General features: G+C 44.7%; 15 protein-coding genes, 2 tRNA genes and 1 other RNA gene. 1 reads left to right on the forward strand and 17 read right to left on the reverse strand.

Annotated elements, in window-relative coordinates:
* Positions 1-6: 6 nt before the first annotated feature.
* The 14 genes from DXD06_RS09095 to DXD06_RS09160 all read right to left on the reverse strand — a co-directional run bounded on the left by DXD06_RS09095 (position 7) and on the right by DXD06_RS09160 (position 13,648).
* Positions 7-459 (reverse strand): aspartate carbamoyltransferase regulatory subunit, encoded by a 453-nt coding sequence (locus DXD06_RS09095; protein WP_022045780.1) that lies wholly within the window; start codon positions 457-459, stop codon positions 7-9.
* Positions 460-462: 3 nt separating this feature from the next.
* Positions 463-1,383 (reverse strand): aspartate carbamoyltransferase, encoded by a 921-nt coding sequence (gene pyrB, locus DXD06_RS09100; protein ID WP_055068652.1) that lies wholly within the window; start codon positions 1,381-1,383, stop codon positions 463-465.
* Between the two features lie 86 nt (positions 1,384-1,469).
* On the reverse strand, positions 1,470-2,162 hold the full coding sequence (locus DXD06_RS09105; RefSeq protein ID WP_022045782.1) for a DnaJ domain-containing protein: 693 nt from the start codon (positions 2,160-2,162) through the stop codon (positions 1,470-1,472).
* On the reverse strand, positions 2,159-2,998 hold the full coding sequence (locus DXD06_RS09110) for a DUF5685 family protein (RefSeq protein WP_117831420.1): 840 nt from the start codon (positions 2,996-2,998) through the stop codon (positions 2,159-2,161). The genes DXD06_RS09105 and DXD06_RS09110 overlap by 4 nt, the downstream gene beginning before the upstream one ends.
* Positions 2,999-3,010: 12 nt before the next feature.
* Positions 3,011-3,406: a hypothetical protein gene (locus tag DXD06_RS09115; protein WP_022045784.1), complete on the reverse strand. Its 396-nt coding sequence runs from the start codon at positions 3,404-3,406 to the stop codon at positions 3,011-3,013.
* A gap of 201 nt (positions 3,407-3,607) precedes the next feature.
* Positions 3,608-3,975: RNase P RNA component class A (gene rnpB / locus DXD06_RS09120), an RNA gene on the reverse strand.
* Between the two features lie 65 nt (positions 3,976-4,040).
* Positions 4,041-5,705: a nucleoside kinase gene (locus tag DXD06_RS09125; protein ID WP_082413927.1), complete on the reverse strand. Its 1,665-nt coding sequence runs from the start codon at positions 5,703-5,705 to the stop codon at positions 4,041-4,043.
* Entirely contained in the window at positions 5,692-6,414 is a 723-nt protein-coding gene (locus DXD06_RS09130) for a tRNA (adenine(22)-N(1))-methyltransferase (RefSeq protein WP_055068654.1), read from the reverse strand. The genes DXD06_RS09125 and DXD06_RS09130 overlap by 14 nt, the downstream gene beginning before the upstream one ends.
* A gap of 22 nt (positions 6,415-6,436) precedes the next feature.
* Positions 6,437-7,696: an RNA polymerase sigma factor RpoD gene (gene rpoD, locus DXD06_RS09135; RefSeq protein ID WP_022045787.1), complete on the reverse strand. Its 1,260-nt coding sequence runs from the start codon at positions 7,694-7,696 to the stop codon at positions 6,437-6,439.
* A gap of 37 nt (positions 7,697-7,733) precedes the next feature.
* On the reverse strand, positions 7,734-9,518 hold the full coding sequence (gene dnaG, locus DXD06_RS09140; RefSeq protein ID WP_055068655.1) for a DNA primase: 1,785 nt from the start codon (positions 9,516-9,518) through the stop codon (positions 7,734-7,736).
* 19 nt (positions 9,519-9,537) lie between these two features.
* Positions 9,538-10,551 (reverse strand): deoxyguanosinetriphosphate triphosphohydrolase, encoded by a 1,014-nt coding sequence (locus DXD06_RS09145; protein ID WP_117831439.1) that lies wholly within the window; start codon positions 10,549-10,551, stop codon positions 9,538-9,540.
* Between the two features lie 98 nt (positions 10,552-10,649).
* Positions 10,650-12,155, reverse strand: coding sequence for a hypothetical protein (locus tag DXD06_RS09150; protein ID WP_117831421.1), 1,506 nt, complete (start codon positions 12,153-12,155; stop codon positions 10,650-10,652).
* The gene (locus DXD06_RS09155) at positions 12,152-13,459 is read right to left on the reverse strand and encodes an MATE family efflux transporter (RefSeq protein WP_117831440.1); all 1,308 of its coding nucleotides are present in this window, start codon (positions 13,457-13,459) and stop codon (positions 12,152-12,154) included. The genes DXD06_RS09150 and DXD06_RS09155 overlap by 4 nt, the downstream gene beginning before the upstream one ends.
* A gap of 104 nt (positions 13,460-13,563) precedes the next feature.
* Positions 13,564-13,648 (reverse strand) — tRNA-Leu (locus DXD06_RS09160).
* 156 nt (positions 13,649-13,804) lie between these two features.
* Here DXD06_RS09160 and DXD06_RS09165 point away from each other — a divergent pair.
* A tRNA-Leu gene (locus DXD06_RS09165) sits at positions 13,805-13,888 on the forward strand.
* A gap of 68 nt (positions 13,889-13,956) precedes the next feature.
* Here DXD06_RS09165 and DXD06_RS09170 read toward each other — a convergent pair.
* The 3 genes from DXD06_RS09170 to DXD06_RS09180 form a co-directional block, all read right to left on the reverse strand.
* Complete coding sequence (locus DXD06_RS09170) at positions 13,957-14,556, reverse strand: hypothetical protein (protein ID WP_147343618.1); 600 nt, start codon at positions 14,554-14,556, stop codon at positions 13,957-13,959.
* Positions 14,557-14,804: 248 nt separating this feature from the next.
* Complete coding sequence (locus DXD06_RS09175) at positions 14,805-15,641, reverse strand: CPBP family intramembrane glutamic endopeptidase (protein WP_117831423.1); 837 nt, start codon at positions 15,639-15,641, stop codon at positions 14,805-14,807.
* Positions 15,638-16,477 carry a CPBP family intramembrane glutamic endopeptidase gene (locus DXD06_RS09180; RefSeq protein ID WP_117831424.1) on the reverse strand — a complete coding sequence of 280 codons (840 nt, stop codon included), beginning with the start codon at positions 16,475-16,477 and terminating at the stop codon, positions 15,638-15,640. Before DXD06_RS09180 ends, DXD06_RS09175 begins: the two co-directional genes overlap by 4 nt.
* Positions 16,478-16,489: the final 12 nt, after the last annotated feature.

A 16,489-nucleotide genomic window follows, 5' to 3' on the forward strand; every position in this document is an offset into this window, starting at 1 on the left:
TTTGTCTTACATTACTTTTATCTGACGCCGGTTCGGATTGGTATATTTTTCCTCGCAATACTTGCAGCGGTACACTTCTTTTTCCTCATCTGCCAGAATAAAGATCTGATCCAGTTCCTGCTCGATCGATGTCACGCAACGCGGATTTTTGCATTTGATGACATTTTTGACCTGCTTCGGAAGCTTCAGTTCCTTTTTCTCTACGATCCGGTCACCCTTAATCACGTTTACCGTAATATTATGATCGATAAAACCGAGAATATCCAGATCCAGCGCTTCAATCGGACATTCCACTTTGATAATATCTTTCTTGCCCATTTTATTACTTTTTGCATTCTTGATAATGGCAACGGAACAATCCAGCTTGTCCAACTTCAGATCATGATAAATCTGAAGACTCATTCCCGCCTGGATATGATCCAGTACAAAGCCCTCGTGAATTCCACTAATATTCAGCATCTTTTACTCCACCTCGATTCCCAGTAATGTCAGGATCAGTGCCATACGGACGTATACACCATTCTGTACCTGTGTAAAATAAGCCGCACGCGGATCATCATCCACTTCAACGGAAATTTCATTGACACGAGGCAGTGGATGCAGCACGATCATGTCATCCTTCGCAAGTTCCATCTTTTCTTTGGTCAGAATGTAGAAATCTTTCAGACGGATATAATCTTCTTCGTTGAAGAAACGTTCTCTCTGTACTCTTGTCATATAAAGAACATCCAGCTGGCTCATGGCATCTTCTAAACGCTCCACTTCCTCAAACTCCACATGGTTTGCCTGAAGTACATCCTCCCGGATGTAATCCGGAATCTTTAACTCTTCCGGGGAAATCAGGATAAATTTCACGTTTTCATAACGGATCAGTGCATTGATCAGGGAATGAACGGTTCGTCCGAATTTCAGATCCCCGCACAGACCAATTGTAATATTCCCCAGTCTTCCTTTCAGGGAACGAATGGTCATAAGATCAGTTAATGTCTGGGTTGGATGCTGATGTCCACCGTCGCCTGCATTGATTACAGGGATACGGGACTTCTGGGATGCAACGAGTGCCGCGCCTTCTTTCGGATGCCGCATTGCACAGATATCTGCATAACAGGAAATAACTCGAATCGTATCAGAAATGCTCTCGCCTTTGGATGCCGATGAAGAATCAGCACTCGCGAAACCTAAAACAGAACCACCGAGGTTTAACATGGCAGCTTCGAAACTTAATCGTGTTCTTGTGCTCGGTTCATAAAAACAGGTTGCCAGTTTTTTGCCATCACAGGCATGTGCATATTTCTTTGGATGCTTCTCAATGTCGCTCGCCAGATCCAACAACTGATCCAGTTCCTCTACGGAGAAGTCTAAAGGACTCATTAAATGCCGCATTTTTATCCTCCTTCAGCTTAACGCATTTTTACTATCATATAATAAACTGCGGCTATTTTCAAGGCTAATATAGCAGCTATATAAAATTAACATGGGCGACAGCAGAAACACAATGCCTGCGCACACAGCAGACTCATGCAGAAATTGCTGTAATTTCCATAAGGACGCTCATACTCGCTCCCCATATTGGTATACCAGGTTCCGCCATATTCAAGATGCTGCTGGAACTGCCGGTACTCCATATTGCTCGGCTCAAGTTCCACCGCACGGCGGATATGCTCAATCGCCGTTGCACTGTTTCCCACGCCTTCATTTGCCACCGCACTGTAATAGTACCACTGTCCGGCACGCTCGGAAAATGGAATCGAACTTAACACATTGAGTGCTTCCGGATAACACTGATTCTGAATATAATTAAGTGCCGCCTGTAATTTTGGAGAAGTCGCACGACTCTGGGAACGGTAGGTTCCATTTCCATAATAATACTGTCCGCTGAACCCTCCAAACGGCCCCTGTCCATAGCTTCCTGTGCCTGCCGATCTGCCATCTGCAGAACCTGCACCATAACTGTAGCTTCCGGAAGTTCCCTGCTGTTTTTCCTTCATAATCAGATCATAGGCCTGCTGCACCTGTTTGAAACGTTCTTCCGCCTGATCTTTGTTCGGGTTGTTGACATTTGCATCCGGATGATACTTCCGGCTCAATGTACGGTATGCTTTCTTTATCTCTTCATCCGAAGCGCTACGGCTGACGCCGAGCACCTGATATGGATCTGTCATGATTTCTTCCTCTTTTTCTTCAACTGAATGTATTCATACTTGGACCATACACCGGAATACAGAATATTCCGCAGAATATCCGCGTGAAGCAGAATCGGCAGGCGTTCAAAAGACTTCGCGCATTCCGAAATCATGCTGGTCATCATCAGACGGCACAACGTCTCATACTCCTGCTCATCTTCTGTATCCAGATACCGGAGCGGGTTGTAACTGTCTTTTTTTTCATCTTTATCCCGGTCCTCGTAGGCATCCATCAGGTAGATAAATTTGCCCAGATAAAATCCAAGTGTTTTCAATTCATCATACCACTCGTCCTGCTTCCATGCAAATATTTCTCCGAGCATCTCGCCTGTCAGCCCTGCCACAAGATCAATATTCGTCTGTTTTTCCGCCTCATAAGCTGCCAGTTTCTCCATATACTGCTCAATGGCATTGGTCTGCCGCGGATAATTTATTTTGATCCGCTGATAATCTTTCTCAAACATTGAGGCAATGGTTTTCTTCGTGTAATTATGGTCATCTTTCCAGTCATCCACCAGATTGTAATATGCCAGAAGAACGTTCATCTGTGCCGCATAACTCTGAATATCGTTTTCCCGCAGCTGTCGTTTTTTCATCGGATGCATCATACAGGTAAATTCACCAGTCTGCGTGTCCGGCTCATACAGACCGGTCAGCAGAACGACCAGAAATGTCATATCATAATTCAAAAGTGCCTGTCCTTTTTTTCCACAGAACTCTTTTAATTTCCGGCAAAGCCCACAATAATACGACTGATATATTTTTTTATTTTCTTCCGACAGCTGTGCGCCGTTTACATTAATATATCCGAACATACTGCCTCCGATTTAGGTTCTGCGAATAAATTTTTCCCTGCATTTCGGGCAGGTAATCTCTATCTTTCCATGTCCCCTCGGCACACGGACTTCCTGTTTACACATCGGGCACTTGAAAAAGCGGTAATCCCTTGCCTGTCCCATGCGTTTTTTAAACCGGTTCCACGATACGGTGCGGTTATAACGGAAATTCAAATACTTCTGGTTTTCTTCATAACGTTTGGATGTATTTCTTGAAAATACCCGGAAATACATATAAATCATTAAAATCAGCGCTACAAAGGAAAACAGGCCGATGCGTGTAAACATACCGACAAGCAAAAGAATCAGAACAAGCCAGGACTGCATCCGTGCCAGTTCATCCATGCCATTTCTTCCCTGCATAAAACGATACAATTTGTCTCTCATACAATTCCTCTTTTCTGTGTTTCGTCGATATTTTTCGTGTCTTATATTAGTTATATATCATGGGAAATCATATCGTCAAGCAACGTATTTTCTTTTCATACACTTTTCATAAAGTGTTTAGAAATCCGGGAAATTTATAATGGTATAGACGTGAAAAATGAAAATTTCCAAAGAATACTGCTGATATTTACGGAAAACATCTTAAGAAGAAGGACGATAAGCCGGGTTATGTCGTTGGGTGATCATCTATCTAGTACGATTGTTGCCAACCGTCTCAAGCGACCTACCTAAAGCTGGCGGGCCACGTCAGCGCTTTGTTTCGGTCTTGCTTCGAATGGGGTTTACATGTGCCCTCTCTGTTACCAGCGAGGCGGTAGTCTCTTACACTGCCATTCCACCCTTACTATAGAGGTGCATCTGTGATGCATCTCTTATAGCGGTATATTTCTGTTGCACTTTCCTTAGAGTTTCCTCCACCGGCCGTTAACCGGCATCCTGCCCTGTGAAGCCCGGACTTTCCTCACCTGCGGTCTTTCGACACCTGCAGCCGCGATCACCTGTCCTCCATCTTAAGATGCTTTTCCACTATAACACAGTTTCCAGTAAGGTTCAAGCCGTAAAGTTTACCGTGTTTTTATACATTAAAACAACTTCCTCCGACAAATTCCCGCACCAGAGAACTCTGTGCAATTCCTTCCGTCGGAAGCGGCAGAAAATAGTCCAAAAACTTAAGCAGACGCTTCGCTTCCAGATATTCTGCACTGTCACGCGGAATCTGAAACAGAAGCGGTTCCGCATATACTTTAAGCACCGCAACCTCATACAGTAAAGCGGAATTAAACATGACATCCGCACTGTCCTGAAACGGGAAAATATTTTTTTCTTCTCCCCTTCGCACAGATTTCCACATCGCAATCGTCTCCTGTGCCGTCGTTCCACGGGTTCTGGCATCTCTCACGATCCGGCGTAACAGACGGCAGTCCGTCGTGGACAGCGGATTGTGTTCATCAATATTCAACTGTGTCAGCGCAGAAATATAAATCTTAAATTTACTTTCTGCGGGAAGTGTATACGACAGCTTATCGTTCAGACCATGAATTCCCTCTATGACAAGAATATCATTTTCTTTAAGCTGCAGGGTCCTGCCACGGTATTCCCTCTTTCCCGTCTTGAAATTGAAAGAAGGCATATCTACTTTCTCCCCTGCCAGAAGCCGGGTCATATCTTCATTAAACTGTCTGACATCCAGTGCCTCCAGACATTCAAAATCAAGATTTCCGTCTGCATCCCTCGGACACCGCTCCCTGTCATCATAATAATCATCCAGACTGATCGGATGCGGTTTTCTTCCCTTTGCCAGAAGCTGAATCGACAGGCGGTTGGAAAATGTCGTCTTTCCGGAAGAAGACGGACCTGCAATCATGACAAATTTAATTCCTTTTTTTGCTGCAATCTGTGCTGCCAGGGAACCGATCCGTTCCTCCATCAATGCTTCCTGAAGCAGAATAATCTGTTCGCCCCTGCCGGATGCGATTGCATCATTGAGCGCACCGATCGTTCCAACGTCCAGCATACGGCTCCAGCTGCGTGATTCTTTTAATGTGTGGTACAGTTTATTGGAGGTATGAAGCGGTTCCACTTCATCTCCCTTTTTATTTGGGAACAAAAGAACAAAGCCGTCTTCATATAACTCCAGATCAAACACTCCGAGGTATCCCGTGGATGGAACCATATAACCGTAATAATAGTCCTGATGTCCGTCCAGCTCATAAATATTGACACGCGAACTTCTGCGATAATGTAAAAGCCGCTCTTTGTCCTTCATTCCCTTATCATGAAACAGCTGTTCCGCATCTTCTGTTTTTACACTGCATTTCTTGATCGGTAAATCGGCCTCTACCAGACGCTGCATCTCTGCACGCAGTGCCTGCACGGCTGCTGCATCATTTGCAGTTCCATGCAGTTCACAGTAATAACTTTCTCCCAGAGAATAATATACCCTGATTTTTACCTGATCCTTCCACAGATTTTCTACCGCCTTCTGCAATAAAAGCGTCATACTTCTGCGATAGGTGCGTTTGCCGTCCCTGTCCGTCATCGTCAGAAACGAAATTTTACCGGGTGCCTTCACCACTTTTGAAAGTTCCCGCAGTTTTCCATCTACACATGCCAGTACAATCCTGTCACTGTAATTTTTCTGATATTGTTTTGCAATCTGTTCCAGTTTTGTCTGCTCCGGAATCAGAACCAGTTCGGTTTTCTCCGGCGCAGTCTCCAATGTGATCTCAAATTCCTGCACTTTTTATCGCCCCCAAAATCGTATACGCAGATTCATTCTGCTGTAATTTTTCCTGCACTTCTGCAATACGTCGTATGATCTGTTCCGATTCTTTCTGTGCTTCAAGCGTCTGCAGAATCTGTGTCAGCTGTCCATGCTGACGCACCAGAAACCGGCGCAGTACCGGATTTCCGTTTCTCAGAAGAAGCGGTCCGTAAATATCACAGACTGCTATTGTCTGATCGTTCAACCGGTTCCACGTTTCATCCTGCTCCGTTTTTACGGCACGCATCATCGGATAATATTTTCCTTCTTCACAGACCATATCTTCATCTTCAATTTTATACTGATGCTGGCGCAGATATTCCCGGACCTTATGTATTTCAGACTGCGGCTGCAAAATCAGTTCTTTCGCTGTACTGCAGACGGATTCCCCTTCCGTCAGAATATGCAGAATCAGTTCTCCACCCATTCCTGCAATCAGAATGGAATCCGCTTCATTTGGAAGCAGTGCCTCTGCCCCGTCCGAAAGCCTGGTCTGTATATATTCCTCCAGCCTGGCTGCCCGGATATGTTCCTGTGCCCGGGCAAGCGGTCCCTCATTAATATCCATTGCAATGGCTCCCTTTATTTTCTGCCTCTGTACCAGTGCAATCGGCACATACGCATGGTCTGTTCCGATATCCGCAAGGATACCGCCGGTTGTAACCATGGAAGCCACTGCTTTCATTCTCCTCGATAATTTCATCATGTTACTCTAAATAATCCTTTAACTTACGACTTCTGCTGGGATGGCGAAGCTTACGGAGCGCTTTTGCCTCAATCTGACGGATTCGTTCTCTGGTTACATTGAACTCTTTTCCGACTTCCTCAAGGGTTCTCGCCCTTCCATCCTCCAGACCAAAGCGAAGCGTCAGCACTTTCTGCTCCCGCTCGGTCAGTGTTCCGAGTACCTCTTCCAGCTGTTCCTTAAGCAGCGTAAAAGTTGCAGCATCTGCCGGTACCGGTACATTATCATCTTTAATAAAATCGCCCAGATGGGAATCTTCCTCTTCTCCGATTGGTGTTTCCAAAGATACCGGTTCCTGTGAAATCTTTAAGATTTCCCGCACACGTTCCACCGGCATCTTCATCTCTTCCGCGATTTCTTCCGGCGTAGGTTCCCGCCCGAGTTCCTGCAGCAGCTGTCTGCTGACACGAATGAGCTTGTTGATCGTTTCCACCATGTGCACCGGAATACGGATGGTTCTTGCCTGATCCGCAATTGCACGGGTAATTGCCTGCCGGATCCACCATGTTGCATAAGTGGAGAACTTATATCCTTTGCGGTAATCAAATTTTTCTACCGCCTTGATCAGTCCCAAATTTCCTTCCTGAATCAGGTCTAAAAACAGCATGCCCCTGCCCACATAGCGCTTGGCAATGCTGACTACCAGACGAAGATTTGCCTCCGCCAGACGTTTTTTGGCATCTGATCCACGGTCGACATCCAGTTGCAATGCTTTGATCTCCGCTTGTATTTCTTCTTTTTCCTGTTCATCACCGGTTTCTGCCAGACGCTCTTTGAGCAGTGGAATTTTTTCAACTGCCACACTTCCGGCCTCCATCTTCTGTGCCAGCTCAATTTCTTCGTCTGCAGACAGCAGCGGCACTTTGCCGATTTCCTTTAAGTACATGCGTACCGGATCCTCGACACTTACGCCCTCCGGAACCGAAAGATCAATCTTTTCTACTTCTACCTCGTCTTCGTCATCCAGAATGATATCATCATCCTCATCATCCCCGTCACTGATCCTGAGGACATCTACTTTATTTGCTTCCAGGAAATCCAGAACCTTCTCCATCTTTTCTTCGTCAAGATTCATATCCCTGAAAAAATCGCTGATCTCCTGATACTCCAGAATGTTCCGTTTCTTTTTTCCCAGTTCCAGCAGACTTTTCAGTTTTTCTCTGAACTTTGCCTTTGTTTCTTCCGTTTCCACTGCTGCATTCTCTTCTTTTTTCTTTGCCATGTCGTTTCGTCCTCTCAGGTTACTTTCTATTTTGTCCCTAATCAATAGAAATATGCGTTTTCTTCAGCTTCTCCAATTCCTTCTGTTCATTGATCAGCTGCATAACGACCGTCAGATCATTCGGATCTGACTGCCGGCTTCGAACATCAATACTGTTTTCCTTGATTCTCTCAATTGTTTCCTTTAATGCTTTTTCTTTGTCCTGTTTTGTCTCTACTTCATGAATTTTTGCATTAAAAAGCCCCGCAATTTCTTTTTGTTCTTCCTCCTCCTGAAACCGGCTGATAATCTTTGCCGGATTCACCTGTCCGCTCTCCCCATACTGGGTGAACAGCTCCTGTGCCGCTTTGCGATACAGCGGTTCCGTGAAATCTTCCTCCGTGATCCATCCTTTGATGCTGTCAAAAAGCCGCGTATCCTCGATCAGCCAGGTCAGAAGCAGCTTCTGTGACTGTTTCATGCCATCTTCTTTCTTTTTTTCATGGATACCGCTCTTTAACGGAGCCGCCTTTGTAATCCCGCTCCCTGCCATTGCCAGATTATTCACAAGCTTCCGCAGATCCTCAAAGCCAATCCTGTACTTATCAGCGACCGCCTGGATATAATTGTTGCGCTCAAGCTCCTCCGGAAAGGCTAAAAGCCGCCGCGCCGTCTCATTATAAAATGCCGTCTTGGACTCCGGATCATTCATATCATAATTCTGCTCCAGCATACGGATTTCAAACAGAAAACTGTTTTCCGCCTGATCAATCCGCTTCTGATATTCTTCGGCCCCAAGTGCTTTGATAAATTCATCCGGATCTTTGTACGGCTGCATGTTTATGACTTTCGTGATAATTCCAACTTCTTTTAAAATCGGAATTGCACGGAGTGCCGCCTTTACCCCAGCCCCATCACTGTCATATGTCAGATACACTTCTTTGGTGTAGCGTTTCAGCAGACTGGCATGTCCACTGGTAAGCGATGTGCCAAGAGAGGCCACCGCATTGTCAAAGCCTGCCTGGTGCAGTGCAATGACATCCATATATCCCTCACATAAAAGCAGCTGCGGTTTTCTGGTTGTCCTTGCAATATTTAATCCATACAGATTCCGGCTCTTGTCAAAAATCTTTGTCTCCGGCGAATTCAGATACTTCGGTTCCCCTTCGCCCATGACACGCCCTCCAAATCCGATCACCCGGTTATGTACATCCATGATCGGAAACATGGCACGATTCCAGAATTTGTCATGGCCTCCGCGCACCTCATCGATGGAGACAAGCCCCGACTCTTTCAGCAGCGCATCGTCATATCCCACATGTCTTAAATAGCGATAGAGATCATCGCTGTACTGATCCGAATAGCCCAGGCCAAATTTGCGCATCGTTTCATCCGACAGCTCCCGCTTACGGAAATACGCATATGCTTTTTCCCCTCTCGGGCTGCGCAAAAGTTTATAAAAATACTTTGCGGCTTCTTTGTTAATCTCCAGCAGCTTCGTGCGCTTGTCCGCCTCACGTTTCTGTGCACCTGTCATCTCCTGCTTGGGAAGTTCAATTCCCGCACGATCGGCAAGTACCTGCATCGCTTCGGTAAAAGTATAATTCTCATACTGCATCAGAAATGTAAAAACATTGCCTCCCGCTCCACATCCAAAGCAGTAATACATCTGTTTATTCGGAGAAACGGAAAATGATCCCGTCTTCTCATTATGAAAGGGGCATAACCCAAAATATGTACTTCCTTTTTTCTGCAGACGCACATACCCGCCGATCACATCCACAATGTCATTGCGGGAACGTACCTCCTCAATCAGATCATCTGAAAAATACGGCGTGGAAATCCCCTCCTTTCTCTAGTCATCAATATCCATCCACTTTCCATGCCTGCGGCATAAAATTTTCTTTAAATTTGGTAATCGCATACTTATCTGTCATACCGGAAATATAGTCACAGACGATGCGCCCTTTGTCTTCGCCCTCATCCAGCATTTTTAATAACTTTGCCGGCAGCTGCTCGATATGGTCCATATAAAAATAATACATCTGTTCCAGCATGGTCTTAGCTTTTACTTCCTCGCCTTTTGCGACCGGATTCCGGTATACATGTTCAAACATGAACAAGCGCAGATCCCGCAGCGCCTCCGCGGTCTCATCCGACATAATGATATCGTTTCTTCCCATGCTGTTGCTGATGATATCGTGGATCAGGTGATCCAGGCGCTCTCTCGTGGTAAATCCCAGCGTACGACGCAGTTCCACGGGAATATCTTCCTCATCCAGAATCATTGCACGGATCGCATCGTCAATATCGGAATTGACATATGCAATCTTATCGGACAGGCGCACAATCTTTCCTTCCAGCGTGTGCGGAATTGTCCGTGTCTGATGGTTTAAAATTCCATCCCGGACCTCCCAGGTCAGATTCAGTCCTTCTCCGTCTTTTTCCAGTTTTTCTACAATACGTACGCTCTGTTCGTTGTGGCGGAACCCGCCTTCATACACCTGATTCAGCAGAAATTCTCCTGCATGTCCAAACGGTGTATGCCCCAAATCATGCCCCAGTGCTATCGCCTCAACCAGATCTTCATTCAGCCGGAGCGCCTTCGCAATGGTTCTCGCATTCTGCGATACTTCAAGCGTATGTGTCAGCCGCGTCCGGTAATGATCTCCCATCGGTGTGAGAAAAACCTGCGTCTTACTTTTCAGTCTCCGGAAAGACTTACTGTGCAGGATACGGTCACGGTCCCTCTGAAAGACCGGACGAATATCACACTGCGGTTCCTCCCTGTCTCTGCCCTTTGAATTTATGGACAGACAGGCGTACGGACTTAAAGTATCTGCTTCTATCTGTTCTATTCTTTCCCGAATTGTCATATTCTGCTCATTTCTGCGGCACAAACCGCCAAAATCCTTACAATATTTCAAACAACTCTACATATTATATATTCTGCGTGAATTCCTGATTTCCTTTTTTATTTTGCATTTCCTCCGAGTACTTTCCGCAGCTGTTGCAGACAGATACCCGTAATCTGATTTTCGTAGCTTCCAAAATAAAATTTGTTATCTTTCACCAGAATACATCCGACCCAGTCTCCATCCACAGGATCTTCCTCCAGTGCCTGCTCCATCTCCTGATATCCCCGAAGTGTAAAATAGGCATCATAATCCGAAAAATCCGCTGTGCGGTAGGTCACATCCGGAAACTGCATCCTAAGCCCCTGTATCAGATCCGCCGGACATGCCACATAACCTGTCGGCTCATGCGAATATGCCGATTCCAAAGCCCAGTCTTCATCCCAGAGAAGAAACACATCATCCGTTTCCCATGCCTTGTCTGTTTCCACCGATGCCACCGGTGCATATGTTCCTCCATCGGTTCCGGCTGTCTGTACGAGATTTGTTTTTCCGGTCGGATCGGTATACAGAAGATTTGCAATCGCAAGCTGATAAAACCGACTGTCGCAGCGCTCTCCACGCTCTGCCAGATAGCCCTGGGCAATTCCGTTTTTCTCCAGATCCGCTTTCTCATTTACCGGTACATAAACCGCATCTCCATATTCCATCGGTCCCATCCGCGTATCCTCAGTCAGAAATTCCGCAACCTTCGTATAATCCCCTGCGGTATCTTTTGGCATCAGAAGTACTATCACGACAACAATTGCAGCAGCCGCAATACTACAGCCAACCGTCACAATCTTTCTGATCATCCGGTGTCTGCGCGATTCTTCTTCCCCGGCGGATGCCGGTATTCCATCTATATTTTTAACCGCATACTGTCTGGATGCATAGCTAAATACAAATGCACCGATGACAAGAATAAAAACAACCATTGCCAACAGACAGGTGATTTCCTGCCAGGTCCGCATCCGGCCGCAAAGCAGCAGATGATCGATCAGACATGTTGCTCTGCCTGATGATTTCTGTTCAAATTTCAAACGACAGACGCCGTTCATTCCAAGACATACCAATGCAAACACCGCACCATCAACCAGTGCATAGCGAATCCACCGCACCTTTTCCCGGATTACAGCAAGCGGAAACAGTGAAAGCACAAACGCAAACATGATCATCCCCGCAAAAAAATATGCCCATTTTTCCAAAAGCGATGTGTTCCACATCTGCCGTACATATTCCACTGCAGAAGCTCCATTGATATTTCCCCAGCCGGTGACCCGGGAGATCAGAAACGCAATTCTTAAAATTCCCCATAAAACCAGATAACCAGCAGCATATTTCCACAACAGCCGTCCTGTGATCTGACGATCTGACAATTCCTGCTGTATCCCTCCGTTTTCCATTCCCGCACGGGTCCGTATCCGGAAAAATACCAGCGTAAATGCAACAAACGCAGGAAATCCACCCATACTTCCGACAAACCCATTGATAAAAAGCATCACCGTAAATGCCAGTATGGCGGAAACCAAAAGACGCATCGGATCTGCATCCATCGTTTCAGGTTCTTTCTTATCATACTTCATGCCATAGCCTCCTTTTTGTGATCCTTAAGAAGTGCCCATGCCGTAATTCCTGCCGTCAATGCTTCTGCAGCCATAAATGACAGCCAGACACCACGGATTCCAAACATACGTGACAATATCACGGAACACACCGCGATAGCTACAAATCCTCTGCAAACCGAGGCCGTAAATGCCTCTTTTGCATGCTCCGATGCACTCAGATATCCGGTTCCGATAATATTGAAACCGGCAAACAAAAATCCGATCACATAAAGCCGCATTCCTGTAAATGCATATTCTGCCATCTTTACCGAATGTTCACCGTTAAACAAGGCTACCATCGGGTCTGTAAATCCCCAGACAAGCGAAATAATCAAAAGACTGAAAACAACACCCGTAGCCAGTCCCAGATGCAGAATCTTTTTAACCGCACGTTCATTCCCTTCTCCATAATAACGGCTGACCAGTGGCTGGGCTCCCTGGGAAATCCCGTTAAAAATACAGGTAAATATGAGTGCAAAGTTGGCAATCACGCCATAGGCAGCCACTCCTACATTTCCGGCAAGCCCTAAAATCAGGTAATTAAAAAGCGTTGTTGTCACTCCGGAAGAAAATTCTCCCACAAATGCCGGCACCCCCAGCTGGCAGGATGCTGTAAGCATCCGTACCGATGGTCTGGTCTTTGCAAACTGTACCGTATTTTTCTTCTGAAAAAAATGAATACTGCAGATTAATATGCTGACGATCGGAGAGGCTGCTGTGGCAAGTGCTGCTCCTGCCAGTCCCATCCCCATTGGAAACATAAACACATAGTCAAGGACAACATTGGAAAAACTTCCCATCATCGTTCCAATCATAGCGAGGGTCGGGGCATTGTCATTTCGTACAAACGCAGAAAACACATAATTCATCATAAAAAACGGTGTAAATAATAAGAAAATCCTCGTATATGTGCGGCCCAGCTGCGTGATCCCGGCATCCGCCCCCATCATATGCATCACCGTATCCGGAGAAAAAATGCCAGACAGGACAAATGGAATGCTGATTATGAGGATACACAAAATCGCATTTGCAAAATATTTCTTTGCACTGTCATCTTCCTGTGCTTTTAATATCGTATACCGGGTTGCCGATCCTACCCCAATCATCGATCCTATGGCAAAAATCAGGTTATATACCGGCAACACCAGATTCAATACGGTAATCCCGTCCGTTCCCGCTGCCTGCGAGATAAAGAATGTATCCACGATAATATAGCAGGAAATCCCCAACATTCCACAGATATTCTGGGAAACATATTTTATAAACTGTTTTTGAATATTCATATTTATATAGTTATCCTTTTTGTTGTGTGCATCAGCATGCTTCATTATACCATATTTTATATAACAAAAAAGCCTTGATCTCTCAAGGCTTTCTCACATCTTAGTGCGGAAGATGGGACTTGAACCCACACGATCGCAATGATCACAAGATCCTTAGTCTTGCTCGTCTGCCAGTTCCGACACTTCCGCATGTCTTAGCGACTTGTTTATAATAGCAAACTCTCCCTCATATGTCAATGGTAATTTTTAATTTTTTTAAATTTTTTCTTTTATTGCAACAAAATAAAAAAAATTAAAATTATCTATTGACATATTGCTCAGATTCCTATAGAATAGCATTTGTTCGCAGGAGTGGCGGAATTGGCAGACGCGCAGGCTTCAGGTGCCTGTGGTAGCAATATCGTGTGGGTTCAAGTCCCATCTCCTGCATCGAAAAAGGATTCATCCAGACGGATGAATCCTTTTTGTTTATCTATAGTTTTTAAACCATCCTATGACTATGACTCTGACTCCGTTTCCCCAGTCGCTGCCTCCATGACAGATTCCACCGACACCACTTCCGGTCCGGCTGCAAATGCTTCCTCTGCATCGGCTGCTTCCATCGGGTCTTCATGCTCTTTCTTTTCCTCATCTTCCCAGAGCGAATCATACTTTTTGCGTTTTTCCAACCGCGCCATCATTCCGGCGTTTTTCGCCATAATATAGAGATCCTTATCATATTCCATCAGTTTCTTCTCATCCTGCATCGGCACCTGATCTCCATGCATCAAGCGTCTTGCCACGGTCATGATCTTTCCCATTTCCTCCCCATAATCTTTTGCGGCCTCGCCCTGCTGCTTTGCCACAACACTGTTAAACTTACCTTCCCATTGCGCCACAAGCTGATTTACATAATTCTGATACTCGTCCTGTTTCTCCGCAACCGCATTATATTTCAGTTCCAGTGTAGCAGCTTCATCCGCATACCGTGTTTTTCCATCCGGCGTACTTTCCATCCGCTCCTTTAACTCTTCCCGCTGCTTCGACAGTTTGAATTTCTGCTCGTTATATGATTTCAGAACAGAACTGTAAATTCCCCTTGCCTCTCCTGTTTTCATAATATTTCCTCCGTGAAATGCATCCATCCATTGTTTCCTTACATTTCATATATCGGACTATTCACGCGATTCTTTATTTATATTCTACTCTTCCCGCTTCCCAGAAGGAATCATCATCTGCACCAACAAGAAACAAAAAACAACTTTTTCATAGTTTTTCCCTCGACTTGCCAATCAATAATCAACACTTATCGTTCCTGTCAATGTCAAGTTAGCACACGCTAACTGTGCTGTCAACTTTTGTTTTCCTATGCATCTGTGTGTTGATTCATTCCAAAAGCCACACCAGTAACTATGATGTACCCCATCAGCGAAATAACAGACGCTTCTATACCAAATTCTCCGCCCGTCACCGCAAATGATTTTGCATCAAGAACATAAGTCATGACAGAGAATTGATCCGCTTTTTGTCCAATTGCCAGTCCCCCACCGATCATTACAATATTCCAGATGGCATGCACGATTCCACTGTTCCAGACAGAACCACTCTCGATTGCAATCATTGAAAACATAATTCCCGCCATCGTGCCTGCAACAAGAACCTGCAAACAGCTTCCGATGGAAAAATCCATTTCCAGAATATGAACCATGCCAAACAGCACCGATGGAACGATAACCGCCACCTTACGATTCCATTTTTTCCTTAAAAGATTTAAAATAACGCCCCGAAATACCATTTCTTCGACAAATCCAGCCGCGATTCCGGTAAACATAATTCCGGCACTTAATGTACGAAATATCTGCTTTCCATTCATATGCGAGGAAACATACGCACCCTGAAAGAACAAAAGATAACTTCCTTTTACCAGCAGTGGCAACAGAATAGCAATTAGAATCCATTTTCTTTTAATATGAAATACGGGCATTCCAAAATCAGAAATAGGTAACCTGATCACTTTCTCAATATATATCTTTAAAATAACATAAGTCAGTCCGACATAAAAAATTCCTGCAATGATATTACATATTCCATCCGGAATCTTTATCAGGTTCAATGCACTTGCGGCAAGCTGTGCTGCAAGTTGTGCAATGATGAGAATAACTATGGCAGCAACCGAACCGCCAATTACTTTTTTGGTACTCATTTTTCTGTTTTCCTCCTTATGTTCTGCTTTTTCTGCACGCTCCTGTAAACCACATAGAGGCCTGCGATCAAATAAAAAACGGCTAATACTCCCTGCAAAATATCATCATATTTCCAAACGGTATAATTCCATCCAAGAATTTCATTCATAAAAAAATTAGAAAAATTACAAAGTCCATGTACAAGAACCGGAATGAATAAATGATTCGTCTGTATAAAAAGTGCTGCCAGAAACATGCCAAAACAAATCGCATACAATACCTGTTTTGTCGTATCTGCAAAGTTCTGTCCCACTAGCAGATTCCGGTAATGGCACAGACCAAATCCAAGGGAAGACACAACTACCGCACAATAAATTCCATTTTTCTTTTTTCCCCATGCAGCAAGAAACATATTTAACAGAATTCCCCGCCACACATATTCTTCCAGCAGTCCAATACTAAGACTTGCCACACCGCAGATCAGGAAAAAACAAATCCCTTTACCGGAAAGCAGTGAAAAAACTTTTTTTCCATGAACGAGAGTCATAAGATCATTCCCAATCTGTATTAACGGAAAAATAAACATTCCCAATACCGGTAACCATGACCCATTTCTTTTTTCTTTTCTTACGAAATCTGCTTTTTTGCGAAACAATACAAACATAATAACAAACGTCAACACTTCATTGAATAACATGGAAATATAAGAACTGTATAAAGTTTCCTCCCAGTTGTCCATTACCTTTCCAACCACATAAGCCACCAATGTTCCGGTCAGTTCCCACAGGATATATACAAAGACAGCATATATGACCGGAATGAAATAATGATAAAACGCACGATTCTTTTTCTTCATTTTCTCCCCATC

The sequence above is a fragment of the Roseburia sp. TF10-5 genome (assembly GCF_003462365.1).
GTDB classification, from domain to species: domain Bacteria; phylum Bacillota; class Clostridia; order Lachnospirales; family Lachnospiraceae; genus Roseburia; species Roseburia faecis.